This window comes from Flavobacterium celericrescens (assembly GCF_011392075.1).
Lineage (GTDB): Bacteria > Bacteroidota > Bacteroidia > Flavobacteriales > Flavobacteriaceae > Flavobacterium > Flavobacterium celericrescens.
This window is the reverse complement of the sequence record NZ_JAAJBV010000002.1, coordinates 196,847-222,432: the sequence shown is the minus strand read 5'-3', so window position 1 is coordinate 222,432 and position 25,586 is coordinate 196,847. Positions and strand designations below refer to the sequence as shown.

The 25,586-nt window shown below is 31.0% G+C and carries 28 protein-coding genes; 7 read left to right on the top strand and 21 right to left on the bottom strand.

Annotated elements, in window-relative coordinates; genetic code table 11:
• Positions 1-46: 46 nt before the first annotated feature.
• The 5 genes from G4L40_RS03750 to nadA form a co-directional block, all read right to left on the bottom strand.
• Positions 47-1,267, bottom strand: a complete 1,221-nt coding sequence (locus tag G4L40_RS03750) for a DUF1015 domain-containing protein (RefSeq protein WP_166235822.1) — start codon at positions 1,265-1,267, stop codon at positions 47-49.
• Between the two features lie 65 nt (positions 1,268-1,332).
• A complete protein-coding gene (locus G4L40_RS03745; protein ID WP_166235821.1) occupies positions 1,333-2,223 on the bottom strand; it encodes a 3-hydroxyacyl-CoA dehydrogenase family protein in 891 nt (296 codons plus the stop codon).
• A 28-nt stretch (positions 2,224-2,251) separates the two neighbouring features.
• Complete coding sequence (locus G4L40_RS03740) at positions 2,252-3,217, bottom strand: Gfo/Idh/MocA family protein (protein ID WP_166235820.1); 966 nt, start codon at positions 3,215-3,217, stop codon at positions 2,252-2,254.
• 74 nt (positions 3,218-3,291) lie between these two features.
• Positions 3,292-4,866 carry an L-aspartate oxidase gene (nadB, locus tag G4L40_RS03735; RefSeq protein WP_166235819.1) on the bottom strand — a complete coding sequence of 525 codons (1,575 nt, stop codon included), beginning with the start codon at positions 4,864-4,866 and terminating at the stop codon, positions 3,292-3,294.
• Position 4,867: 1 nt separating this feature from the next.
• Positions 4,868-5,860, bottom strand: coding sequence for a quinolinate synthase NadA (gene nadA / locus G4L40_RS03730; protein WP_166235818.1), 993 nt, complete (start codon positions 5,858-5,860; stop codon positions 4,868-4,870).
• Positions 5,861-5,999: 139 nt separating this feature from the next.
• On the opposite strand from nadA, the gene G4L40_RS03725 reads away from it, so the two are divergent.
• Positions 6,000-6,641: a protein-L-isoaspartate(D-aspartate) O-methyltransferase gene (locus G4L40_RS03725; RefSeq protein WP_166235817.1), complete on the top strand. Its 642-nt coding sequence runs from the start codon at positions 6,000-6,002 to the stop codon at positions 6,639-6,641.
• Positions 6,642-6,666: 25 nt separating this feature from the next.
• On the opposite strand, the gene G4L40_RS03720 is transcribed toward G4L40_RS03725, so the two are convergent.
• Together G4L40_RS03720 and smpB are read right to left on the bottom strand one after the other, a co-directional pair.
• A complete protein-coding gene (locus tag G4L40_RS03720; protein WP_166235816.1) occupies positions 6,667-7,719 on the bottom strand; it encodes a Fic family protein in 1,053 nt (350 codons plus the stop codon).
• Positions 7,720-7,777: 58 nt separating this feature from the next.
• A complete protein-coding gene (gene smpB / locus G4L40_RS03715; RefSeq protein WP_166235815.1) occupies positions 7,778-8,230 on the bottom strand; it encodes an SsrA-binding protein SmpB in 453 nt (150 codons plus the stop codon).
• A gap of 139 nt (positions 8,231-8,369) precedes the next feature.
• On the opposite strand from smpB, the gene G4L40_RS03710 reads away from it, so the two are divergent.
• The 3 genes from G4L40_RS03710 to G4L40_RS03700 all read left to right on the top strand — a co-directional run bounded on the left by G4L40_RS03710 (position 8,370) and on the right by G4L40_RS03700 (position 10,060).
• The gene (locus G4L40_RS03710) at positions 8,370-9,032 is read left to right on the top strand and encodes an OmpW/AlkL family protein (protein ID WP_166235814.1); all 663 of its coding nucleotides are present in this window, start codon (positions 8,370-8,372) and stop codon (positions 9,030-9,032) included.
• A 175-nt stretch (positions 9,033-9,207) separates the two neighbouring features.
• The gene (locus G4L40_RS03705) at positions 9,208-9,489 is read left to right on the top strand and encodes a hypothetical protein (RefSeq protein WP_166235813.1); all 282 of its coding nucleotides are present in this window, start codon (positions 9,208-9,210) and stop codon (positions 9,487-9,489) included.
• 28 nt (positions 9,490-9,517) lie between these two features.
• Entirely contained in the window at positions 9,518-10,060 is a 543-nt protein-coding gene (locus G4L40_RS03700) for a hypothetical protein (protein ID WP_166235812.1), read from the top strand.
• A 49-nt stretch (positions 10,061-10,109) separates the two neighbouring features.
• Here the strand turns inward: G4L40_RS03700 and G4L40_RS03695 are convergent, their stop codons facing one another.
• From G4L40_RS03695 to G4L40_RS03665, 7 genes are all read right to left on the bottom strand, one after another.
• Positions 10,110-10,976 carry a TerC family protein gene (locus G4L40_RS03695; protein ID WP_166236014.1) on the bottom strand — a complete coding sequence of 289 codons (867 nt, stop codon included), beginning with the start codon at positions 10,974-10,976 and terminating at the stop codon, positions 10,110-10,112.
• Positions 10,977-11,005: 29 nt separating this feature from the next.
• Positions 11,006-11,377: a DNA topoisomerase IV gene (locus G4L40_RS03690; protein ID WP_166235811.1), complete on the bottom strand. Its 372-nt coding sequence runs from the start codon at positions 11,375-11,377 to the stop codon at positions 11,006-11,008.
• Between the two features lies 1 nt (position 11,378).
• On the bottom strand, positions 11,379-11,618 hold the full coding sequence (locus G4L40_RS03685; RefSeq protein ID WP_166235810.1) for a DUF6095 family protein: 240 nt from the start codon (positions 11,616-11,618) through the stop codon (positions 11,379-11,381).
• Positions 11,618-12,082 carry a hypothetical protein gene (locus G4L40_RS03680; protein ID WP_166235809.1) on the bottom strand — a complete coding sequence of 155 codons (465 nt, stop codon included), beginning with the start codon at positions 12,080-12,082 and terminating at the stop codon, positions 11,618-11,620. Before G4L40_RS03680 ends, G4L40_RS03685 begins: the two co-directional genes overlap by 1 nt.
• A gap of 4 nt (positions 12,083-12,086) precedes the next feature.
• Positions 12,087-12,905 (bottom strand): N-acetylmuramic acid 6-phosphate etherase, encoded by an 819-nt coding sequence (gene murQ, locus G4L40_RS03675; RefSeq protein WP_166235808.1) that lies wholly within the window; start codon positions 12,903-12,905, stop codon positions 12,087-12,089.
• Between the two features lie 72 nt (positions 12,906-12,977).
• The gene (locus G4L40_RS03670; RefSeq protein WP_166235807.1) at positions 12,978-13,712 is read right to left on the bottom strand and encodes a ZIP family metal transporter; all 735 of its coding nucleotides are present in this window, start codon (positions 13,710-13,712) and stop codon (positions 12,978-12,980) included.
• Positions 13,712-14,476 carry an SAM-dependent methyltransferase gene (locus G4L40_RS03665; RefSeq protein WP_166236013.1) on the bottom strand — a complete coding sequence of 255 codons (765 nt, stop codon included), beginning with the start codon at positions 14,474-14,476 and terminating at the stop codon, positions 13,712-13,714. The genes G4L40_RS03670 and G4L40_RS03665 overlap by 1 nt, the downstream gene beginning before the upstream one ends.
• A gap of 110 nt (positions 14,477-14,586) precedes the next feature.
• Here G4L40_RS03665 and G4L40_RS03660 point away from each other — a divergent pair, with 110 nt between their 5' ends.
• Together G4L40_RS03660 and G4L40_RS03655 are read left to right on the top strand one after the other, a co-directional pair.
• Positions 14,587-15,747: a THUMP domain-containing class I SAM-dependent RNA methyltransferase gene (locus G4L40_RS03660; RefSeq protein WP_166235806.1), complete on the top strand. Its 1,161-nt coding sequence runs from the start codon at positions 14,587-14,589 to the stop codon at positions 15,745-15,747.
• Between the two features lie 80 nt (positions 15,748-15,827).
• On the top strand, positions 15,828-16,061 hold the full coding sequence (locus G4L40_RS03655; RefSeq protein ID WP_166235805.1) for a hypothetical protein: 234 nt from the start codon (positions 15,828-15,830) through the stop codon (positions 16,059-16,061).
• Between the two features lie 358 nt (positions 16,062-16,419).
• Here the strand turns inward: G4L40_RS03655 and G4L40_RS03650 are convergent, their stop codons facing one another.
• From G4L40_RS03650 to rlmD, 7 genes are all read right to left on the bottom strand, one after another.
• Entirely contained in the window at positions 16,420-16,974 is a 555-nt protein-coding gene (locus G4L40_RS03650) for a hypothetical protein (RefSeq protein WP_166235804.1), read from the bottom strand.
• 226 nt (positions 16,975-17,200) lie between these two features.
• Complete coding sequence (locus G4L40_RS03645; RefSeq protein WP_166235803.1) at positions 17,201-18,781, bottom strand: ATP-binding protein; 1,581 nt, start codon at positions 18,779-18,781, stop codon at positions 17,201-17,203.
• A 203-nt stretch (positions 18,782-18,984) separates the two neighbouring features.
• Positions 18,985-19,224: a hypothetical protein gene (locus G4L40_RS03640; RefSeq protein WP_166235802.1), complete on the bottom strand. Its 240-nt coding sequence runs from the start codon at positions 19,222-19,224 to the stop codon at positions 18,985-18,987.
• Positions 19,221-19,598 carry a DUF6864 domain-containing function gene (locus G4L40_RS03635; protein ID WP_166235801.1) on the bottom strand — a complete coding sequence of 126 codons (378 nt, stop codon included), beginning with the start codon at positions 19,596-19,598 and terminating at the stop codon, positions 19,221-19,223. Before G4L40_RS03635 ends, G4L40_RS03640 begins: the two co-directional genes overlap by 4 nt.
• A gap of 166 nt (positions 19,599-19,764) precedes the next feature.
• Complete coding sequence (locus G4L40_RS03630; RefSeq protein WP_166235800.1) at positions 19,765-20,472, bottom strand: DUF6048 family protein; 708 nt, start codon at positions 20,470-20,472, stop codon at positions 19,765-19,767.
• Positions 20,453-20,956, bottom strand: a complete 504-nt coding sequence (locus G4L40_RS03625; RefSeq protein ID WP_166235799.1) for a DUF6452 family protein — start codon at positions 20,954-20,956, stop codon at positions 20,453-20,455. The genes G4L40_RS03630 and G4L40_RS03625 overlap by 20 nt, the downstream gene beginning before the upstream one ends.
• Positions 20,957-20,958: 2 nt before the next feature.
• Positions 20,959-22,371, bottom strand: a complete 1,413-nt coding sequence (gene rlmD / locus G4L40_RS03620) for a 23S rRNA (uracil(1939)-C(5))-methyltransferase RlmD (protein ID WP_166235798.1) — start codon at positions 22,369-22,371, stop codon at positions 20,959-20,961.
• A gap of 336 nt (positions 22,372-22,707) precedes the next feature.
• Between rlmD and G4L40_RS03615 the strand changes: the two genes are divergently transcribed.
• Entirely contained in the window at positions 22,708-25,572 is a 2,865-nt protein-coding gene (locus tag G4L40_RS03615) for an ADP-ribosylation factor-like protein (protein WP_166235797.1), read from the top strand.
• Positions 25,573-25,586: the final 14 nt, after the last annotated feature.

Sequence of the window (25,586 nt, the reverse complement as noted above, 5' to 3'; positions counted from 1 at the left end):
TTCAAAATTTATTATATCTGTGTTTCTAAGTTTTAATTACTCAAAATTACAGTTCATAAACCACCAAACCACTTCTAAACTTAGGTTCAATATAGGTGGATTTTGGAGGCATGATTAAATTATTATCGGCTAAGGCTTTGATTTCGTTAATGTCGGAAGGGTAGAGCATGAAACCTACTTCAAATTCGCCTTCGTCGATTAAATCTTTTATGACGGATATCGATTGCTTTCCAGGAATGTAATCAATGCGTTCATCGTTTCTTAAATCTTCTATTCCTAATAATGGAAAAAGCACTTTGTCGTATAAAATTTGAGCATCTAAGCTGTCTAAAATCGAAGATGCATTGTGGTTTTCATGTTTGTAAAATAAAGCATAAAAGCTGCCATCTAAATACATGCCAAATTCAAACTTATTTTGTGGTTTCCACAATTCTTGATCTTTGGATTTTATGATAAAATGTTCGGATAATTTTTTGATAAAATCATCTTTACTCAAACCATTCAAATCGCGAATCAATCTATTAAATTCGTAAATTTTGACATTACTTTCAGCAATTAAAAAACTCATGAAATAATTCAGGTTTTCGTTGCCTAAATGCTTGTCTTGTTCATATAATAATTCCGCCGAAGCTGAACGATGATGTCCATCGGCAATATATAAATTCGGAATGTTTTCGAAATGTTCTTGTAACCAATCGATTTCACTTTGTGTATCAATTTTCCAAAGGGTATGTTTTTCTTTATTGGTTGTAGAAAATTCGTAAACCGGTTTGCTCTTTTTTCGTAAAGAAATAAACGTATTGATTTCAACACTATCTGGATACGTAATTAAAACGGGTTCGGTGTTGAAATTCGTTTGATGTAAATAATCTTTGAACAATTCCACTCGATATTGCAAAGTATCTTCGTGTTTTTTAATGACATTATTTTGGTAATCATGAACAGAAGTCCCAGCAATAATTCCCGTAAAAATTTGTCCTTTTGACTGAATTTCGTACAGATAAAAAACTGGGTGCTCTTCAGTAACTAAAATTTGTTCCTGTTTGAAATCTTGATATTTATGAGCCACACCTTTGAAACGTTTGTCCATTGTGATTTTTTGCGCATTCGCATAAGCAGGATGAATTACATGTAAAAACGAATACGGATTAAAATTCAACCAAGCAGCAAGCTCAGCCGAACTATAATCATCATACGTTCTACACGAAACCAATGCAACTTTATCGGAAGCGGGACGAACTGCTTTGAAAGGTTTTATTTTGGCCATTTTTAAGTGATTAGTAATTAGTGATTAGTAACTAGCTATTCACTAATTACTAATCACTTTTCACTTTATTTAGAAAATTGTTTCGAAACTTTTTCTGCTTTCTTGCTTTCAGAGTAATCATAGAAGCCTTCTCCTGATTTTACTCCTAATTTTCCAGCCATTACCATGTTTACTAATAATGGACAAGGTGCATATTTTGGGTTTTTGAATCCGTCGTACATTACATTTAAGATAGATAAACAAACGTCTAATCCGATGAAATCAGCTAATTGTAATGGTCCCATTGGGTGCGCCATTCCTAATTTCATTACTGTGTCGATTTCGTAAACACCACCAACGCCATTGTATAACGTTTCGATAGCTTCGTTAATCATTGGCATTAAAATTCGGTTGGCTACGAAACCTGGATAATCGTTAACTTCCGTTGGAGTTTTTCCTAATTTCACAGATAAATCCATGATAATTTTAGTTACTTCATCTGAAGTATTGTAACCACGGATAATTTCTACCAATTTCATAATCGGCACTGGATTCATAAAGTGCATTCCAATTACACGTTCTGGATGAACTACGTTAGCTGCAATTTGAGTAATTGAAATAGATGAAGTATTTGTTGCTAAAATTACGTTATGATCACAAACTTCGCTCAATTGTTTGAAGATGTTGAACTTTAATTGTACGTTTTCTGTAGCCGCTTCAACTACTAAATCACATCCTACAACGCCATCTTTAACGTCAGTATACGTGATGATATTTCCGATTGTTTTGTGTTTATCTTCTTCGGTGATACTTCCTTTTGCAACCATTCTATCAAGGTTTGATGCAATAGTTGCCATTCCTTTTTCTAATGATTTTTCAGAAACATCTATTAATTTTACGGTAAATCCGCTTTGCGCGAAAGTATGAGCAATTCCGTTACCCATAGTTCCTGCTCCGATTACTGCGATTGTGTTCATTTTGTTATTTTAGGTTTGTTTGGTTTTTTTATTTATTCATACAATCAATAATCTGATATGCTACACGAAGTGCTTCAGTTCCGTCTTCTAACGTTACGATTGGTGTAGTGTTATTATTGATAGCGCCTGCAAATGTTTCTAATTCGTCCAAAATCGCGTTATTAGCATGTACATTTGGATTGTCAAAATAGATTTGTTTTTTTACACCTTCAGCATTTTGTAAAATCATATCAAAATCGCCAGGAACTTCTGGAGCGTCTTGCATACGAACGATTTCACACACTTTATCCAAATAATCTACAGAAATGTATGCATCCTTTTGAAAAAAACGCGATTTACGCATGTTTTTCATCGAAATTCGGCTTGAAGTAATATTTGCCACACAACCATTTTCAAATTCAATTCGAGCATTGGTAATATCTGGAGAATCTGAAATTACTGCAACACTACTAGCGTTAATAGATTTAACTTTAGATTTTACAACGCTCAAAATTGCATCAATATCGTGAATCATTAAATCTAAAACCACAGGAACATCGGTGCCACGTGGATTAAATTCGGCCAAGCGATGTGTTTCAATAAACATTGGATTGTTAATTTTATCTTTCACAGCCGTAAACGCAGGATTAAAACGTTCTACATGTCCTACCTGACCTTTTACGTTGTGTTTTTTGGCTAAAGCGATAATTTCTTCCGCTTCGGCTACTGTATTTGAGATTGGTTTTTCAATGAAAATATGTTTACCAGCTTCGATAACTTGTTTGGCACATTCAAAATGTTGCATCGTTGGCGTTACAATATCTACTACATCAACTGCAGCGATTAATTCGGCAATAGAATCGAATTTTTTATAACCAAATTCGGCCGCTACTTTGTTGGCGTTTTCTTCAAAAGCATCGTAAAAGCCTACTAATTCATATTTTTCAGATTGATTTAATAATCGTAAATGTATTTTTCCAAGGTGACCAGCACCTAAAACTCCAACTTTTAGCATAAGAAAGTATTTTAAACAAAAATAGTATTATTTGTTTAAATTTTATAGCTAAAATGGTAAAGTTTTTTACAATTTTACAATAAATCCAAGCTGTAAAAAGCGCCTTTGTTTTCTTTGGCTTGCATGGATTGTTTTACAATTAAATAGGCAACCGCATTGATGTTTCTTAATTCACAAATTTGTGGCGAAATAGTAACGTGTTTGAACATTTTTTCTGTATCTGAATAAATATAGTTTAAATGATCAATTGCTCTTTCTAATCTTTCGTTTGAACGAACAATTCCAACCAAATCGTTCATAATATTTTGAACAGATTTTCTGTTATGAGAAATTAAAATTTGCTCTTTTGGGGCAATTGTTCCTTCAGAATTCCATTCGGGAATTGGAGGAAATGTTGCTTGAAATACAGCTTCATCAGCGATGATGTTTTCTGCAATTTCATGACCAAAAACTAAGGCTTCAAGTAAAGAATTTGAAGCGAGTCGATTTGCACCATGTAATCCTGTTTTGGCAACTTCTCCATTGGCATATAAATTATGAATTGATGTTTGTCCTTTTTTGTTTACAGTAATACCACCACACATATAATGCATAGCAGGGAGTACTGGAATAAAATCTTTTTTGACATCAATTCCAATACTTTTGCATTTTTCAACAATATTTGGAAAGTGTTTATAAAACGCTTCATATTCTAAATGGGTACAATCAAGATAAACACATTCAGCGCCAGAAGTATTAATTTCCATATTTATGGCCCTTGAAACAATATCTCTTGACGCTAGTTCACCACGATCATCTGTTTTTAGCATAAATCGTTCACCATTTTTATTTCTTAAATAAGCACCAAAACCGCGAACGGCCTCTGAAATTAAAAAAGCTGGACTTTTACCTGGTTCGTATAAAGCTGTAGGGTGAAATTGAATGTATTGCATGTCTTCAATTATTGCTTTAGCTCTAAAAGCCATGCCTACACCATCCCCAGTTGCTATTACAGGATTTGTAGTTGTTGCATAAGCTTGTCCGCTTCCCCCAGTTGCTAATACGACTTTATGTGCCAAGTATGTGTCAATTTCAGAAGTTTTTTCGTTTAAAATGTATGCCCCAAAACAATGAATGTCATTTTGTCCTAATTCTATGGTTTTATCTGTAAAATGATGTTCTGTGATTAATTCAATAGCAAAATGATGTGAGAGAAATTCGATATTAGATAAATTTTCTACCTGTTTAATTAAGGTCATTTGAATTTCATAACCTGTAATATCTTTATGATGTAAGATTCGATTAGCTGAATGACCTCCTTCTTTTCCTAAATCATATTCATTTTGTGTGTTGAAATCAAATTCTGCCCCCCAATCTATTAATTCTTTAAGTCGAATAGGTGCATTTTCAACCACCATTTTTACAACTTCAATATCGTTCAGATAATCACCCGCCCGTAAAGTGTCTTGAATGTGACTTTCAAAAGAATCTTCTTGATCCCAAACTGCTGCAATTCCTCCTTGAGCGTATTTTGTATTGGATTCTTCTTTATTGTTTTTGGTGGCAACAATGATCTTTTTATTGGGCAAAGCTTTCGCTAATTTTATAGCTGTGGATAATCCAGCAACGCCAGAACCAAGAATTAATATGTCGGATTGAATGATGCTCATATTATTTTGAGATTTCTAACATTCTATTGATTGATTTCACAGCTTTTTTTCGTAATGACTCTTCAATTTCAACATTTGGTAATTCATATTTCATGCATAAATATAGTTTTTCCAAAGTGTTTAGCTTCATAAAGGCGCATTCGCTACAATTACAGTTATCTTCTTTGGCTGGAGCTGCAATTAAAATTTTATCTGGAGCTTCTTTTTGCATTTTGTGTAAAATTCCAGCTTCGGTGGCAACAATAAATTTTTTTGCCATACTTGTTTTTACGTAATTCAGCAATCCAGCTGTTGACCCTATATATTTTGCAACTTTTAATATATGTGCTTGTGATTCTGGATGCGCAATTATTTCAGCATCGGGATTTTCTTGATATAAATTTAAAATTTTATCAATTGAAAAAGCTTCGTGAACCAAACAAGCTCCATCCCACAATAGCATTTCTCTTCCAGTTTTTTCCATTAAATAAGAGCCTAAATTTCTATCTGGTGCAAAAATTATGGGTTGGTCTTTTGGTATAGAATTAATAATTTTTTCAGCATTAGAAGAAGTACAAACAATATCTGTCAAAGCTTTAATTTCTGCTGAGGTATTTACATATGAAACTACAATATGGTTTGGATGTTGTTTTACAAATGCTTCAAAATCAGATGGTGGACATGAATCTGCTAGAGAACAGCCGGCTTTTAAATCGGGTAAAACTACTTTTTTTGTTGGGTTTAAAATTTTTGCTGTTTCGGCCATAAAGTGAACTCCAGCAAATACAATCATATCAGCAGTTGTTTCTGCTGCTTTTTGTGCTAAAGCTAAGCTATCTCCAACAAAATCTGCAATATCTTGAATTTCGGGTCTTTGATAATAGTGTGCTAAAATAACTGCATTTTTTTCTTTTCGAAGCGTATTGATTGCTTCAATATAATCTATTTTAGTGTCTAATGAAATGTCTAAATAACCTTTATCTTCAAGATTTTCAATTGCTTTTGAAAGTTTCATATGTTTATTTTTTTGCGAATATAAATTTACTCAAAATTTAATAGTATGACAAATGTTAGTTTTATTTAAAAAGTTTAATTTTAAACTATTGGATAAACTTATTTTTATACTAAATTTACAAACCAAATTTCCTATAAAATTGAAAGATACTAATAAGCATCAAGGACTTAGAAATCAGTTAGTAAAGCAACTGGAAGAAAAAGGAATTACCGATAAAAACGTGTTGGCAGCCATTAGTAAAATTCCACGCCATTTGTTTTTAAATTCAAGTTTTGGTGATTTTGCCTATCAAGACAAAGCATTTCCTATAGGTGCTGGTCAAACAATTTCACAGCCTTACACCGTAGCATTTCAATCGCAATTATTAGAAGTTCAAAAAGAACATAAAATTTTAGAGATTGGAACAGGAAGTGGTTATCAAACCGCTGTTTTATGTATGATGGGGGCTAAAGTATATTCTGTTGAAAGGCAAAATGAGTTATTTAAGGCAACTTCAATTTTATTACCAAAATTAAACATTAGACCCAAACATTTATCGTTTGGTGATGGATATAAAGGATTGCCAAATTATGCACCTTTTGATAGTATAATTGTGACTGCTGGAGCTCCGTTTATTCCACAACCATTGATGGCACAATTGAAAATAGGGGGAAGGTTAGTAATACCGGTTGGGGAAAAAGACCAAATTATGACTTTGTTGATTCGTAAAAATGAAACCCAATTTGAAAAACATGAATTTGGTGATTTTAAATTTGTTCCATTATTAGAAAATAAAAATTAAAAGTCCTGTAATTTACAGGACTTTTTTATGCAGGTTGGATAATACTCAAATAACGTTCTAAACTTTCTTTTTCAATTTGAGCAATAAATACTAAAAAATCTTCTTTATTGTTTGAAGTTTGAGCCGTTTCTAATGCTTGATAATATTTCATTCGAGAATCATAATCTCCTTTTATGTTAGCAATTACATATCCGTGTTGTAATAAAATTAAATTCATAATCAAACGTGAAGTTCTTCCGTTGCCATCAATAAATGGATGTATGGTAACTAAGCGTTCATGCATTTCGGCAGCTAAAACTATAGGATGCATTTTGGATTTGTTTTCTTCATACCAAATAAAATAATCTTCCATTTCTTTAGCAACCAAAAAAGGTTGTGGTGGCATATGTGTACTACCTTTTATCATTACCTGTACTTTACGATATCTTCCTGCATCTTCTGGATGAATTCCTCTTAGAATTAAATTATGAATCGCAAGAACTTCTCGTTCAATTAATGAAGTATTTTTATCCATTAGTTGTTTAATGTAATCTATTGCTTCTTTATGATTGATAGCTTCTAAATGTTCACGCATACTTTTGCCAGAAATAGTTAAACCTTCGTTGATTACTAAATCTGTTTCTCTAAGTGTTAAAGTATTTCCTTCGATGCGATTACTTTCAAAAGTATATTCTAATTCTAATGCTTGTTTGATTCTATAACTATCAAACTGACGGAAATTATCTAATTTAGATTTTAATTCATCGATTTCATTTAATAAAACTTGTAAGTTTTTTGACAATGATTTTCTAACATAGCTAATGTTGTATTTTATTTCTTCTTCTGCTAGTAGCATTGCTTTTAAAGCTAAATCATCAGTGCCAATTTCATACAGAATTTTTTCTTTAAGCCAAGCTATCATTAATTCTTCAAAATTAATATCAAGTGCAGTAGCTAACTTTGAAATTTGTTCACGTGTTGGTTTTCTCGAACCATTTTCAAACTTACTAACTAATGCCTGATCAATACCTAAAAGTTGTGCTAACTCTCTGGTTTTGATGCCTTTTTGCTCTCTTGCGTTTTTTAATAGTGTTTTCATGATTTAAAACTGTTTAATTGTCATGACAAATTTAGTCATAAAATTTAACAAAAAAAAGCTAAAAAGCCTTTTTTATTCGATCTAAATCTCTTTTGGTATCTTGTTCCTTTAATGATTCGCGTTTGTCGTAGTTCTTTTTACCTCTACAAAGTGCAATTTCGAGTTTTGCTAAACCTTTTTCATTGGTAAACAAACGGAGTGGAACAATGGTTAATCCTTTATTTTCTGAATCTTTATTTAATTTTTTTAGTTCTTTTTTGTTTAAAAGTAATTTACGCTCACTTTTTGTTTTGTGATTGTAATGCGTGCCATATAAATATTCTTCAATATTAGAATTAATAACAAAAAGTTCTCCATCATGAAATTCACAAAAACTTTCAGTAATAGAAGCTTTTCCTAATCGAATAGATTTAATTTCTGTACCAGTTAATACAATTCCAGCCGAATATTTATCGAGAATTTCATAATCGAATTTGGCTCTTTTATTGAGTATGTTAACTGTTTTAAGCATAGTGACGCAAATGTATTTAAAAAACTAGAATTATTAAGTATTATCTATTATAAAAATAAATTTTCAGTTATGATTTTTATCAGTTTTTATCGAAATATTGGTTTTTACATTTGTACTATATTTTTAAATTAATTAAAAAATGAGAAAAGTACTTTTTGCAATTATGGCTATGTCCCTATTGACTGTAAATTTTGTAAATGGACAAGATAAAGAAGAAAAAACAAATGACTTTAAAAGATGGCAAGTTAGATTAAGAGGTGTTGGTGTAGTGCCAGTTGAAAGCGCTAAAGTAGGTGTGATTGGCGGTGATGTTGCGATTTCAAATGCATTAATTCCTGAATTAGATTTTACTTACTTTTTCACAAAAAATATTGCTGCAGAATTAATTTTGGGAACTACAAAACACGATGTTCAAGCGGTTAATACTGCTGCTGGAAATGTAGATTTAGGAAGTGTTTATTTATTGCCTCCAACATTAACTGCTCAATATCATTTTTGTACTGAGAAAGAAGGAGTATTCAAGCCATACATTGGCGCGGGATTAAATTATACTTTATTTTATAACGTAAAATCTGGTGCTGTTGCAGATGTTAAATATGATAATGCATTAGGTTATGCAGCTCAAGTTGGTTTTGATTTAATGATTGATGATACTTATTTTATCAATGTGGATGCAAAACGCTTATTTTTAAGTACTGATGTAACAGTAGACGCTTCTAATTTAGCTCCAGGATTAACAGTGCCAGCAGAGGTTGATATCAATCCTTGGTTATTAGGTATTGGTTTTGGAATGAAATTCTAATAAATGTTTCGTTTAATAGTTGAAAGAGAGATTACTCAAAAGGTAGTCTCTTTTTTTATGGTATAGATTTTGATAAATGAGTTTAATGTGAAATTCTATTATAATATAGCTGAAAAAAGGCTTTTATATTTTATTTTTTTAGTAATTTTATGAAACTAACCAACTAATTAAACTAATGAATAACGAATTTCAATTAATCGACAAAGAAGCTATAAGCACATTAAATTTTCCTGCAATTGATGTTTTGGAAGAAAAAGAGGCAATTATTCAAAGGAAAAATGATTTAGACAGAGCTTTATCGTTAGGAAATTTAGAGCATGTAAAAATTAAGATTTTCTTTGAAGATGATATTTCAAAAAAAGCGGTTGAAACTACTATTTGGGGTGTTACTGATAGTAGGGTAATACTTAAACAGGGAGTTGTGATACCTGTAAATAGAATTCACAAAATAGTATAATTTTTAAATTTTTAAACAAGAGACAAACATGAAAAAAATCCTTCTAATGGTTTTAGCATTGTTCCTTTCGATAGGTACAATGGCTCAAGAAACGAAAACAAAAAAAGCTAAGACTAAAAAAGAAACTACAGAAAAAGTAGAAAAAGCTAAAAAAGAAACAAAAGAAAAAGCAGACAAAAAAGCTAAAGAAACTAAATCAAAAACAAAAGAAGCAAAAGAAGAAACAAAGTCAAAAGCAAAGTCTACTGCAAAAGAAACAAAAGATAAAGCAACTACAAAGAAAAAGGAAACCGAAGCTAAAGTAGATGCTAAGAAAAAAGAAACAAAAGCTAAAGTAGATACTAAAAAAACAGAAACAAAGGAAAAAGCAACTACTACAAAATCGAAAACTAAAAAAACAGTAGCTGAAGAAAAAGAAGATATGAAAGAAACTGCGGCATCAAAGGCAGCAGAGAAAAAAGTAGCCGACAAAGTAACTGGAGAATACAAAGGTAAAAAAGTATATACAGGACCACGAGGCGGAAAGTATTATATAAATAAAAACGGAAACAAAACATATATCCAAGACTAATAAAAAAGCTCCCAAATTTGGGAGCTTTTTTTATCAATGCTTATGAATATTAATTCATGATGTCTTCATCTTTTAATTTTTCATCCACAATTTTATTGTTGTGAAGTTTAACTGGATTTTTGCTTTTCTTCATTCTTAGGTTTAAGAATTCTACAAACAATGAGAAGAAAATTGAGAAATATAAATATCCTTTTGGAATGCTATGTACTTCTGTTTCTCCAAAGAATCTAAAATGCGCTAAATGCGATCCTTCCGCAAGAAGCATAACCCCAATTAAAATTAAGAATGAAAGCCCAAGAATTTGAATAGTTGGGTGCTCATTAACAAACTTAGAAACGGGCCCCGCAAAAATCATCATTATTACAATTGAAATAATAATTGACAAAATCATAATAATAAGTGCCCCTTCATAGCCAAATCCACCTTGTGAGGGATCTTTCATACTAATTAACCCCACTGCAGTTAATATACTATCAAATGAGAAAACTAAATTTAATAATGCTATTTGTGTAATGGCTGCCGTTAAAGTATTGCTAGCTTTTCCTTTTTCTGATTCTTCTTCACCCTCTAATTTGTGGTGAATTTCTGTTACAGATTTGTATAGTAAGAATAATCCACCACCAAAAATAATCAAACTTTGTCCGGTTACACCAGCACTAAAAAAGCCAAAATCTAAATGAAATAAAATATCTTGTAAACTTAAAACCCAAGTAATTCCAAATAATAAAATAATACGAAAAGCCATAGCTAATAAAAGACCAATGCGTCTTGCTTTTGGTTGGTCTTCTGCTTTCAATTTACCTGAAACAATTGATAGGAATACAATGTTGTCAATCCCAAGAATAATTTCTAAAAAAGTTAAGGTTAATAAGGCAATAAGTGCATCTGATGTAAATAATACTTCCATGAGTTTTATGTTAGTGTTTAAATCGAATTATACGTTGATTAATCTAGTTTTGTTACAGTTCCGCGTTGCTTTTTTGAATCACCAATAAAAGAATATTCAAAAGTATATGAATCTGAGCTAGTTGTCAAAATTTTCATTTGAATTGGTTTCTTCTCTTCTCTGTTTTTTGGATGCATATTTTGAATAATATATTCACAATCATTTGTCCATCTTACTTTAAAAGTATCAATTTTTCCTTCATACGTTTCGATTTGAATGGAGTCGTTTCGTTCAAAAGTACTGGTGTATTTTTTACCTTCAATTTCGGTTGCTGAAGCAAATTTACCGGTTTTAAAATCTTTGCAATTGCGTTCTTGATTGTAGCAAGAAGTAAGCAGTAGTACAAGTAATAGTGCGGATATAGATTTCATATTATGAATTTTGATTTTTATCGCCATCAAATAAACTCTTCAACATAGTGTTAATTCCTTTATAAATTAAGAACATAGCTCCTAATGCAGCTATAATACCTAATCCTAAGATAAAGGGATATAAAGGATGTTTCTCATTTTTAAAAGCACTATTTATTACTACTGGCCCAATAAATAACAACGGCAAAGCAGCGGATAAATAACGAATTCCTTTCATTAAAACTTTCTTATCTGTTGCCATTAGAAATTAATTTGGATTCCAAAACCATTGGAATTGTTTACAAGATTTAACTCAAAATTATCACCTAGTGTTTTCTTTTCCTCTTTAAGTCCTTGGTTATAGATGTCAATACTTTCTTCAATCATTTTTTTTCTTCCAGAAAGTATTGGAATCGAAACAGCCATTAAACCTACACCTGCATAAGTAATTGGAGTAGGATACTTTACATCCGAAGTTAATCCCATTACTAAATCAGCGGCTGTAGCCCCGATACCTAGTCCTAATAAAAAACCACCAATCGATTCTTTACTTTTGGCTTTTTTAAATTTGTATTGAGCTTTTAAATTGGTTGCCATTAACTTTTTGGTTTCAAAAGAAGATAATTGCTCACCTTCTAAAAATATTTTGCCTTTTTCAAGTTGCAATTCTTGTGAAAAAGAGAAGGACAAACTCAATATTGTGATTGCTAAAAAAATGTTCTTCATAGGGTTAATTGTTTGAATTATAATAATCTACAGCATTTCTAACACTTCCATGGGCCGTTAAAAGTTGATTGGCTTCTTCATAAGAAACGGGAATTTCTTCCATAATCATTCGTGTGCCTCTATCAATTAATTTGGTGTTACTCAGCTGCATGTCTACCATTTTGTTGCCTTTTACTTTTCCAAGTTGAATCATGGTTGCTGTCGAAATCATGTTTAAAACTAACTTCTGAGCTGTACCTGCTTTCATACGAGAACTTCCTGTTACAAATTCAGGACCAACCACTACATCAATTGGAAATTTTGCCGTTTTTGATAACGGACTTTCGGCATTGCAACTAATACTTCCCGTGCTGATGTTGTTTTGATTAGATTTTTCCAATCCACCAATCACGTATGGCGTAGTTCCTGAAGCGGCGATACCTACCACCACATCTTTTTCATTAATATTCCATTGTTGCAAGTCTTTCCATGCTTGTTCTTTGTCGTCTTCTGCAAATTCTACTGCTTTTCTAATGGCAGTATCACCACCCGCAATAATTCCGATAACTAAATCAAACGGAACACCAAAAGTAGGTGGACATTCCGAAGCATCTACAATACCTAATCGTCCAGAAGTGCCTGCACCAATATAAAACAAACGACCGCCTTGTTTCATTTTTGTCACCACTTCAGAAACTAATTTTTCAATTTGAGGCAACGCTTTTTCTACAGCTAATGGAACCGTTTTATCTTCGTTATTAATATTGATCAACAAATCAGTAACCGACATTTTTTCTAAATGTTCGTATTTTGATGCTTGCTCGGTGGTTTTAGTAAAGTTCATTATTTTGGTTTACAAAGTTGTAATGTATCAAAGTTACAAAGTTATTTTCAAATGTTTTGAATCGGTCAACGATTAATGTGAATGCCCCATTTCAATAAGATATGCCAAGGCAAAACCAAATACAATCATCGTAATTTTAGCCAAATTAAATTTGTGACCTTCGTTACTTTCAAAAATAATAGTTGATGAAATATGAAATAATATACCAACTACAATTGCCGAAATTTCCTTTGAATAATGTTGGGCAAAATGCATTTGCTCCGCTAATAACGTACCTAGTGGTGTCATTAATGCAAATGAAAACATGAAGGCAAATATCATCATTTTATTCATCTTCGCATTTACAAAAAACAAGGTCAAAATAATAGCAATAGGGAAGTGGTGTACCGCAATTCCGTAGGCTAAATTTTGGTTGTCATGAATTGGAAAACCCTCTAACAAAGCATGAATACACAAACTAACAAACAACAACCACGGAATGTGATGCAATTCGTTATGCGCGTCTGTATGCACGTGAACATGACCATGTTCTGCTCCTTTTGAGAAAAATTCCAATAGAATTTGAAACAAAATCCCAATCATAATAAATACACCAACAGGCAAAGTTGCATGTACTTCTTCACCTTCATGAACATGATTATGACCTTCACTAAATAATTCAGGAAGTAAATGTAAAACAGTAAGCGATAGTAAAAATGCACCACTGAACGCCAACAATAATTTGATGTTTTTTTTCTTTTGAGGTTTTAAAAACAAAGCGATTAAAAACCCTAAAATAACAGCTGAAAAGGTGATGATATATTGCATTATTTAAAAATCATAATTAAACGTTCGGATTGTGTTTTGTAGAATTTTCGCAATTTATAATCGCCAAAAATATCCAATAAGAAAATACCAGCTTCTTCCATCATTTGCTCAAAATCGGCTAAGCGAAGGGCTTGTACTTTTTCGGTAAAATGGAATGTTTTACCTTTATCTACAAAATCAATTTCTTTATAAATATGTCCGTCTTTTAAGTAGCGTTTGATGTGAAAATCAATGCCGTCCACCGTTTTTATTTCATTGGGTACCAAATTTTCCAACACATAATCTACATTCATAAAGTCGATAACGGCAAAACCTGTTTCGGTTAAACTATTATGAATCGCTTTGATAGTTTTGTAATTATCGGCATCATCATCAAAATAGCCAAAACTCGTGAACAAATTAAAAATGGCATCATACTTTTCTTCAAAAGGCTCACGCATGTCGTGTACTTTAAAATGTAATTTGTCATTGGTAAATTTTGATGCTTCGGCAATACTATTTTCCGATAAATCAGCTCCTGTTACATCAAATCCTAACGAATTTAAGTAAATGGCATGACGTCCTTTTCCACAAGCCAAATCTAATATTTTTGCTTCTTCGGGAAGATTCAAATAGTGCGTCAAATTATCCATTAATAATTGCGCTTCTTCGTCGTTGCGTTCTTTGTATAAAATGTGATAATATTCGGTATCAAACCAAGATTCGAACCAGTTTGTAGTTTGTGGTTCGTTTATTATGGGTTGTTTATTGTTGTTATCTGACATTAATTCTGATTTCATTTCTTTGAAGTAGCAAATTTAATGTATTTTTGCACAAGAATACCTTAATTATTCACATTGCAATTGAATTTTGCAATTGAATTTGAAATTGATGCATGGAAAATTTTAAAATGACGGCCAAAACCTTTTTTGGTTTTGAAGAAATATTAGCTAAAGAATTACAACTTCTTGGTGCGCAACAAGTGGAAATCGGTACACGTGTGGTGAGTTTTAAAGGCGATAAAGGGTTTATGTACAAAGCCAATTTGGCACTTCGTACTGCTTTAAAAATCTTAAAACCAATCAAAACGTTTAAAGCACATAACGATAAAGCGTTGTATGAAGGCATTAGAGCGATTGATTGGTCGGATTATTTGACTGAACACAATACGTTTTTAGTTGAAACTACATTGCATTCTGAAAACTTCAATCACAGTCAGTTTGTGGCATTGAAGACCAAAGATGCGATTGTAGATCAATTTAGAGACTTGAATGGAAAACGCCCAAGTATCGATAAAGATTTTCCAGATTTGCAAATTCATGTGCATATTGATAGAGATAACGTGACCGTTTCATTAGATTCTTCGGGCGCTTCATTGCATCATAGAGGTTATAGAACGGCTACGAATATTGCGCCAATCAACGAAGTTTTAGCAGCAGGAATGTTGATTTTATCGGGTTGGGAAGGGAAAAGTCATTTCTTAGATCCAATGTGTGGTTCGGGAACTATTTTAGCCGAAGCCGCTATGATTGCTTGCAACGTTCCGGCAAATATTAACCGTAAAGAGTTTGGTTTTGAAAAATGGAAAGATTGGGATGCAGAATTATTCGATAATATACTGGAATCGCTTTTAAAGAAAACACGCGAATTTCATTATACGATTAAAGGCTATGACAAAGCTCCTAGTGCTGTAGCTAAAGCCAAAGACAATATCCGAAATGCCAATTTAGACGAATATGTTAGCGTAAGTAACGAAAATTTCTTCGACTCTAAAAAAGAAACTGAAGGACCGTTGCACATGGTGTTTAATCCACCTTATGGAGAACGTTTGGATATCGATATGGAGCGTTTTTATAGAGAAATTGGAGATACCTTAAAACAAAATTACACCAATACAAACGCATGGTTCATCACAGCCAATTTAGAAGCATTGAAATTCGTAGGCTTAAAACCAAGTAGAAAAATCAAGCTTTTCAATGGAAAACTGGAAGCCCGCTTAGTGAAATACGAAATGTACGAAGGCAGTAAGAAAGGAAAGTATTTGGGAGAAAAGTAAAAAGTGAAAAGTGAAAAGTAAAAAGTGAAAATCATTTCAACAATTCAACGATTCAACAATCAAACAAAACAACATATACAATGAATAAAAAAGTAAAATCGTTCCTATATAATTTTTTAGGATTTAGTGTGTTTTATATTCCGGCTTATTTATTAGTGATGAATTATTCACATTTACAAGGGTTGTGGATTGCAGTAACGGCTTTTATGATTTCGTTGCTGTTAGCGCCAAAGTTTCAAGCTATAAAAACCCACAATGGTGAAAAAATCTTTGTAAAATGGATTTTTCTCAAAGGCATTAAAGAAGTAAAATAAAAAAAATCCCGAGTGTGAGCTCGGGATTTTTTTGCTAATATATTGAATAACTTTTTGAGCTTAGTTAAATAGTGATAAATAATTTGCCGTTTCTTCATTGTTCACACTACTTTATTCAGAAAATTTAAGAAACTCGTTTTGAATGGGTGGATAGTTTTTAAAATTTCACAAGTGTTTTTTTCATTGATACCGATTAATAAAATAATTCCCCTAGGGAAATTGATTAAATCCCCTAGGGGAATTACCTAAATGCTGTACAGGAATTGTATAAAAGCCCTAGGGGATTTTATTTTTTTATCCTGATGGTATGATTTTTTACTTATAATTAACCAATAATTGAATAGTGAGAAGCTAAGATTTAACAGCCTTTATTTTTGCTAAAGTCACGTTTAAAAATAACTTTATTATTTTTTGCAATATAGTCACCTGATACAATTAAATAGGGATGGTTATTTGAATATCCTACACTACGGCTTTTTACAATTATTTTGTCGTTCACTTTCAGGCTTTTTAATTGCTCAAAATCTTTCAGGTTATATTGCATCATATAATCTTCGTTATTGATTTTAACGATGAGCCATTTTGGTCCTGATTTTGCATTTTCGCGTTGAAAAGTGACAGAAGTTACTACCGCTTCCATAGCACTAAAATCCTTAATGTACTTTCTTATTTTATCGTGACTGGCTTGTATCTTTTTACCAGCGGGAGAAGCCTGCCATTCTTTGTATTTTATGCCATCTGGAGAAGCTTCCCATTTTTTTCTTTTGTCTTGGTTGGCTTTTGCATCAGCAGCGGACAATTGCTTTGAAGTGTTTTTGGTTTCTTCTTTAACCTCACAATTAGTAAATACTAGCGCGCTCATCACAGTTAGTTGTAAGAGCATTACAGGAATGTTTTTATGTATACGTTTCATAACTTTACAAATTAAGTATACGAATCTACTCAATATTTTTGGTACTGAGGCATTTAGATTGTTAATTAAAATGTAAATTTTGTGTTGAGATTTATTTAATAGAATGAGATTTATTTGGTTTTCTTTTCAAACTTATTTCTTAAAGATAAGGTTGCCGCATGCTAATGGATTCGAGTGGGAGTGTGGGAATCTTTTCTTGTAACGTCCGTTAGCAGCTGTTTTTTTATTAGAATTTTAGTTTAAATAAAACTTTTAAAACTTTTTCGGTAATTTCTCTATGATCTTTAAGTTGGTTATCAGTTATATCAACAGTTGCTCTTTCGTGAACCAATTTACTTCTTAAATCGTAGTAATATTTTATTTTTTTCCAATCAATATCTGTTATATCTTTTTTAGACACATATTTTTTTATTTCGTCAACCACTAAATGTCTTTTTGCAAATATTCTTTGAATATCGGTATCAGTATAGTATTTTGATGTTACATCATTAACTAAAAACTCTTTAAAAGATATTTCTAAAGCACTGTCTAACATTAATAAAGCAATTCTATTTTTAGTTTCAATTCGTTGTTTTGAAATATAGTCAACAGCAATAATGCTTTCATAAAGCCCTTTAGTCCAAGGTTTAGATTTACTCACATTTGCATTTTTGTTTTTCACAACATCAATAAACTTTACGTTTACAGTTGGTAAATTTAATAAATAGGATTTTGAAGTTGAATTAAAGTCAGGAACACTAATTTTTGAAATTTCACCAGTATTATATTTGAATACTGTTTCAGGCCATTCTCCTGCTAATCTTCTTGATAAAGATGTAAAATTTTTTACTATTTCTAATAACCATTTTTGTAAATCTTTGAATACAGGATGATTTGTATTTATATCTGATTTACTACTATTCCAAGGCATATCAATTGAGGCACCATTTAAAGAAACAATTACCCTAGAAATAGATAAACTTGGATGTGGCTGACCAGCAATACCTTTTATAAAGCCAACTTCAGGACTTTTTAAAGCTTTTATGATTAATCTATCATTGCAATAAAAATAAACACCATATTCACCACTTGCGGGGCTTGATTCAGTTGTTAATCCTGCTATTACATTAACATTAACTTTTCGTCCCGAAGTAAGATTTAATATACCACTATAATCTCTTGGCTCATAACCTTTAGGGTATGCCCAATTTTCATATTTTTTACTTTTAATATTGATATCATCAACTAATATTTCAAAGTTTGATTTATCTAAAAATTTAGCATATGTATATGAAATAAAACTCTTTAAGTTGTAGACATCATCCTCGTCAATACTTATGCGGAGTTTTTGAAGATCAATTATTGTGCTTCCTTGTTCAATTTCGTTGACTTCGTAATATGGTAAAAGCCATTCTTCCTCTTTCTGCAGCCAATCCTCATCGAACTCAATTCGATAAGTTTTGTTTTTCAGATATCGGGTGGTTATTTTTATATCTTGTGACAAAGCGATGACAGCTCTTTTTGTGCCAACTCCAAAAATTCCGATTGTATTATCATCTTGAGTATTTGAAGATGCTCCAGGGCTGATTAAAAAATTTAGTTCACTTTCTTTTACTCCGCCAGAATTATCTTCAATTTTAATTGTTTTTTGGTGTTGGTCAAAATTAATTTTTATTTTTAATTTTTTAGTCCTATCGTTTTTAATCCAAATGTCTGTAGCATTATCAATTAATTCACTGATAGACCGATTTAAATCATAATCAGAAACAATTGACAAAATAAATCTTTTATGTGGTGTACCATCAATTTCACTAATTTTATTTTTCATATGTTGTGGTTTACGATTTTTAGTAATATTCCTGCCAGCGACCCGCTAGCTTTCTGTAAGTGTGGTTTTTATTACTGATGTTTACAAATATATCGAAAAATTTGAAAGAAAAGTTTGAAAATAGGATAGAAGTAAAAATGCAAAATCCTTACTGATAAATTCTCACTCTCCCACATGTACAACCCCAATTAGTAGCATTAATATTAATTATTCTTAGAACCAGCAAAATAACCAATCAGCCCCATAATAGCACTTGAAAATAATGTTACCACTTCTCCACTAACTGTTGTTTTTACACAATAGATTATTGTGAATGCGGCTATGAGTATAAGTATTAAAATACCAACTACTAAACTTTTAAAGTGTTGCCCAAAAAATTGATCAAATTTGCTAGATTCAGTTGAAGATCCCTTTTCTTCAATATTTTTAATTACTCGACTCATGGTTTTGTTTCCCCCCAAATTGTTAAATGAAACATTCTAAAGTCTTTTTTTTCATCTGCTGAAGTTCCATATTTAAGCCATATTTTTTCTCCAGATTTTAATTCTACTTCAACTGGGGCTGTGTTTTCAATTCTAGATGTCGAATACCAATTCATTAGAGTTATATTGATTTCGGAATAATCATCTGATATACTTCCTTTCGCTCCATATTTATCGCCTGTATCACTAAAATTGAAATTTACTTTTGTGTCAAGATTAATGTTATTGTCTTTTGCGTGAAAAGATAAAGAGTCATATTTATCCATCATAAGAATTACTTCATTATATATAACTTTCCGTTTTATCTTACCATCTTTACTTAATGCTGTAATCATATTTTTCTATTTTTATAAGGTCGGGTTTATTATTACTGCTAACTATTAAATACCATCAAGTTATCAAACAAATATATCCAAACTCCTACAAATGGCATTACAGATTTTCTGTACATTTTGTTAAAGTTTGGGTATAAAAAAAGCGTTACTTTCGTAACGCTTGGTTTTATTTTTTCTCCGCTATGGGTTTGTTTTTCTTGTAAATGGGTATAAAATAGCTCACAGTGTAGTTCAATCCGGCGCCAAATTTCCCGTCGTAGGTACGGTTAAAACCTGGGATGTATAAGTTGTCAAAGTTGGCAGGCTTTTTATCAGACACCAAATAGTTTAATCGCAACGAAAAACCTAAATATAAGTTGTTAAACAACTCGGCTTTGATTCCTCCTATAACTTCTATCCAGCTCGCGGTTAAGCCATTAAATTTTTCTCCAGAGGTTATAACGGTTTCCCCATAATAATTGGTAGGGTCATAAATTTTATAACTGTTTAGGGTTTGGCTAAAACTGCTTACCCCATAACGCATTCCTACATAAATCATGTTTTCCATGTCGAGCCAGTTTTCAAACGAGTTGTAATCAAAACCTGCTTTAAAATAGGTGCCTTTTGTAGTAAAGTTCAAACGGTCATCGTCTACAGTTTTGTCTTCATTGCCAAGTTCTCCAGCAATATAAAAACGACGGGTTAAACGGTAATCTCCTACCAATTCTAATCCTCTGTAGTCTGTTTCATAAAAAGTTCTGGCTAAACGATGTAAATCTACTCCTAATCGCAAACCATAACGCTCTGGATAAACTACCTTGGCAGTGTCTTTTACTTGTGCAGTTCCAACAAACGAAACGCATCCTAATGTGAGACTAAAAATATATTTTAACATGTACTTCATTTTCGTTTTCAATATCAGGTTGGGTCACTACAATGTTTTGAATCCAATTGTTGCTATCAGTGGTTAAACTCACAGGTGTTGTAGGGTCCAAATAAAATAAAGTTTTATATCCACAAGCTCGTGAAATGTATACATCGCTAGTTGCATAGTTAAATGTAATAGCGTCAATGTTATCATTTGAAGTATCAGTGTCGCTTCCGTTTTGAATAAAATTCAAAGTGGTGGTGGTTGCATTGGTTCGCAAAGGAACTTGAATTTTACTTACAGCTGTAAAAGCAAAACCAGTAGCAAATGTAGGTTCAATAACGCCTAAACTAGTTACGTTTTTTAATGTAGTAGTTGCAGTAGCATCATAAAACTCAATGATTACTCTTGGAGTTACAGCAGTTCCTTCGGCACAAATGTCGTCTTTTTCGCAATTCCAAAATGAAACCGCTAAAAGCAAGGACAAGGTTATAAAAGCTATTTTTTTCATATTTATCTTTTTTCTAAAAGAATCACGTTTTCCACATGATGCGTTTGCGGGAACATATCCACTGGACGCACACGAACTACTTTGTATTTTTCGTCCATCAAAGCCAAATCACGCGCTTGTGTTGCTGAATTACAGCTTACATATACAATCTTTGGTACGTCAGTTTTTAATAACATTTCTACCACATCTTTGTGCATTCCATCTCTTGGTGGATCGGTGATGATAACATCAGGTTGCCCGTGTTGGTTAATGAATTCGTCGTTGAAAACGTTTTTCATATCCCCAACATAAAACTCACAATTCGTAATGTTATTGCGTTCCGCATTTGCTTTTGCATCTATAATCGCTTCTGGAACAGCTTCTACGCCAATTACTTTTTTCGCTTTTTTAGAAACGAATTGCGCGATAGTTCCGGTTCCAGTATATAAATCGTAAACCGTTTCATTTCCAGTTAAACCTGCAAATTCTCTAGTAATTTTATACAATTCATACGCTTGGTCCGAATTGGTTTGATAGAACGATTTTGCATTAATACTAAAATGTAAACCTTCCATTTCTTCCAAAATATAATCACGACCTTTGAACAAAATAATGTCTTGGTCATACAACGTGTCATTCAATTTCTGATTGATTACATATTGTAACGACGTAATTTGAGGAAAACGTTCCGCTAAGAAGTTCATCATCAATTCGATACCGTTTTTATCGTTTTCATAAAACTGAATCAATACCATGATTTCACCCGTTGAAGCAGTACGAATCATCAATGTTCGCAACAAACCTTCCACAGCTCTTGCATTGAAGAACGTTAGGTTGTTTTCGTTTGCAAATCGCTTAATTTCGTTACGAATCTCGTTTGATGGATCTTCTTGTAAATGACATTTCTCAATATCTAAAATCTTATCCCACATTCTTGGAATATGAAAGCCTAACGCATTTTTATTGTCAAATTCAGTTCCCGATTGAATTTCGGCATCGGTCATCCAACGCGCATTCGAGAAGCCAAATTCCATTTTGTTTCTGTAGAATAATTGCTTTTCAGAACCTAAAATCGGCTCGAATTCTGGTAATTCAATTTTACCAATACGTTTCAAGTTGTTATATACTTCCTGATTTTTATAGAACAATTGTTGACTGTACTTCATGTTTTGCCATTTACAACCACCACAAGCGCCAAAATGGGCACAAACCGTTTCAATTCTATGCTCAGAAAATTCATGAAATTTTATTGCTTTACCTTCGTAGTAGGCTTTTCTTTTCTTCATGGTTTGCACGTCTACCACATCGCCTGGTACTACATTTGGAAGAAATATTACTTTACCATCAGGAGCTTTTGCTACCGATACACCTTTTGCACCTGCATCAAGGATTTTTACGTTTTCGAATACGATTTTTTCTGTTCTCTTTTTTCCCATGAGGCAAAAATAAGATAATGAATTGTTTTATTAGAATCTTTAAAGAAAAAATATAGTGTATTAGCTAATTAGTTAAAAACATTCTGATGTTGATATCATGGAATTAGTATATTTGGGGAAATTAGTTTTTTTATGAAGCCAGAAAGTATTCAAAAATTAGAAAGTGAATTTGGTATTGAGTTTAAAGAATGTTATAGTTTTGTTTATGTAAAAAATGGATATATATTAAATGAAAAAGAAACAATAAAAGCACTAAAAATTGAAGAAGATAGTGATGTAACAATTAAAATTATTGATTTTTTAAAAAATGATTTACATGAAATTGAAGAATTGTCATTGAATAATGAAATTGATTTAACTTTTTTAAAAGATTTTAATAACCTAAAAAAGCTAAGAGTTGAGATTAGTTCAAAAGAGAATTTGCAATTGATTAGTGAAATTTCAGGGCTAAATGATTTAGTAATTTACATATCTAATATTGAGGATTTAGATAGTCTCAAAAAATTAAAAGAATTAACTTCATTAACATTTAGTACTAGTAGTGAAAATAATAATATAAATTTTATTAAAGAATTATCAAAACTTAAATTTTTGTCTATTCATCCTTCTGGATTAATAGATTTATCACCAATTTCATTTTTAGATAAACTTGAAATATTAATGGTATATTCATTGAAATTAAATAATATTGATGAAATTGGTAAATTAAAAAATTTGAAATTTTTGGATTTGGATTGTTGTGAAATAAAAGAACCTGGTTTTATTGGGGAATTAATAAAATTAAAAACCCTAAGACTAAAACTAAATGGTATTTCAAATTTATCTTTTTTAAAAAAATTAATCAAAATAAAGAATTTAAATATAAAATCAAACCCAATAAGTGATATTACAATAATTGGAGAATTAAAAAATTTAGAGTATGTAAGGATTAAAAGAACAAAAGTTTCCGATATTTCTCCATTAAGACACTTAAATAAATTAAAAAAAGTTGATCTCGAAGAAAATGAAATTTCTGACATTACAGATTTATTAAAAAATGATAGTCTTAAATCTGTCAATTTAAGAGGGAATAAAAAAATCGAGATTGATTTTCCAAAAGAAGTTTTAGAAGCAGGTTGGGAAGCAATTAAGCAATATTCTCAAAAGGCTAAGGAAAGAATTCCTTTTAAAAACATCAAGGTTTTGCTGTTAGGAAACCCAAATATTGGGAAGTCTAATTTATTAGAGTATTTAGAAACTAATGAAGTTCCGATATTAAACGATTCAACTCATGGTGTAAGATATAAACACATTGTTTTAAATGATATAAATTTTCATGTTTGGGATTTTGGTGGGCAAGAATATTTTCATGCAACACACAAATTATTTTTTAGCCCAAATGCATTAAACATAATTCTTTGGGGTAAAGACATTCCGAGAAATTCAGACGAAATTGAAAATCAATTTTTTAATTTAGATTATTGGTTACGTATTGTAGAACAATTAAATTATAAATCAAAAAAAGAAGAAGTTTTAATAATAGAAAATAAAATTGATTTAAATAACCCTATTAATCAAGAAACAATTTTAAATCAAAAAAAACTTTCTGAAAATTATAAAATACTTAATTTAAGTTTTACCAATTTTAGCTTGCTTAATCTCAAAAGAACAGAGATTTTTAAAAGTATTTTTCTTGAAAAAGCTGAAAGTATAATGTCAAAGTTTAATTATCCTGCATTTTATGAAGTTTTTTGGAGAAGAATTCAAGAATTAAATAAAGATTTTGTAACAGTTAATGAAATAAATAACCGACCTTCTAAAGAAAATGCTATTGCAGCTTTAAAGGTTTTTCATAACATGGGAATGTTATTGTATTTTCACGAATTAATACCAGATAAAGTCTTTTGTAAACCTCAAGTTTTACTTGAATTATTATATGAAAAAATTTTAAGTAAAGAAAAGAAAGATAGATTAACTCAAAGGGAAATTGAAGAATCAATTACAAAAAATTCTTTGGAATTAAGTGTTGAAGAAGTTGTTAATCTACTAAAGTATTTTGATTTAATTTTTGAAATTAATGATGAAAAGGATGTTTATTTTATTCCGCAATATTTAAAACCTATAAATCCTCATATAAAAGATTTAAAAGAACAAATTTTTATTGGTTCTAATATAAAAATAATTGGAGATAATTATTTGATGAGTGTTGCTATGCAAAAAATATTCTCAAAATATGGTAGCTTTGTTAGTAAAGATGATAATGAATACAGGTTTTGGAGAAATGGAATAATTATTAAAAAAGATGGTTGTGTTTTAATGATTGAATTAAATCGAGAAAAACAAACTATTGAGATATATCAAGACAAAGAAGGTAAAAATTTGATTCTTCAAAAAGAAATTGTAGATTTTATTTTAGATTTACCTGAAGATGTTGATTCACCAAAAAGGAATTTTGATAACCATAGGAATAAAAGATGGAGAGATGTTTTAAATTTTGATGACGAAGATTATTCACCCCATTTTTCTGAAAGAATCCAAGAATATGATGGGTATTTAGAGGAGTTTGAAAGTAGGAACTGGGAAAACAAATATAATTGGGTTTCAACTTTTTTTAATGTCTATGTTAGTATAGATTGTGTTTTCTTTGCAGATTGGAAAAAAATAAAAGAAAACGAGGATTTATCAGAAATAAATTTTTGTAATGAAATAGGAGAATTTAAAAAAGTAAATGTAAAAGAATATTGTTATTTGATTGATAAAAAAAATATGCAAGAAGACGAAAATAATAGAGCATTAGTAAAAGAAGTTAATTCTGTAACTAATAATTTTAACGCTCCTGTTAATATAGGAATTCTTGGCAATGATGGTAAAATCGAAGAATTTAAAGTTGTAAATCAAGAACTCCCTAATTCTAAATCAAAACCAGGTTTAACAAATGATGAGTTAATCGCTGTTAAAAAATGGAAAAATAATGCTATAAAGGGATTTGTTTTATATTTTTTATTTTCAATGTTTTTAGCTTACAACTATATCCAAGAGACTAGTTATATAATGAATAAATTGGAATGGAATAATTTTAAACAAAATGAGTTTTCGAAATTAATAATATTTGTTTGGAGTTGTTTAGGTGTTTATTTGTTTTATAAGCTCATTTATGATAGATTTTTTGATCCCTCAAAAGAAAATTCTTATATTGATTTGTATAGAAAAAGAAAAAAATAAACCATGTAAACCCA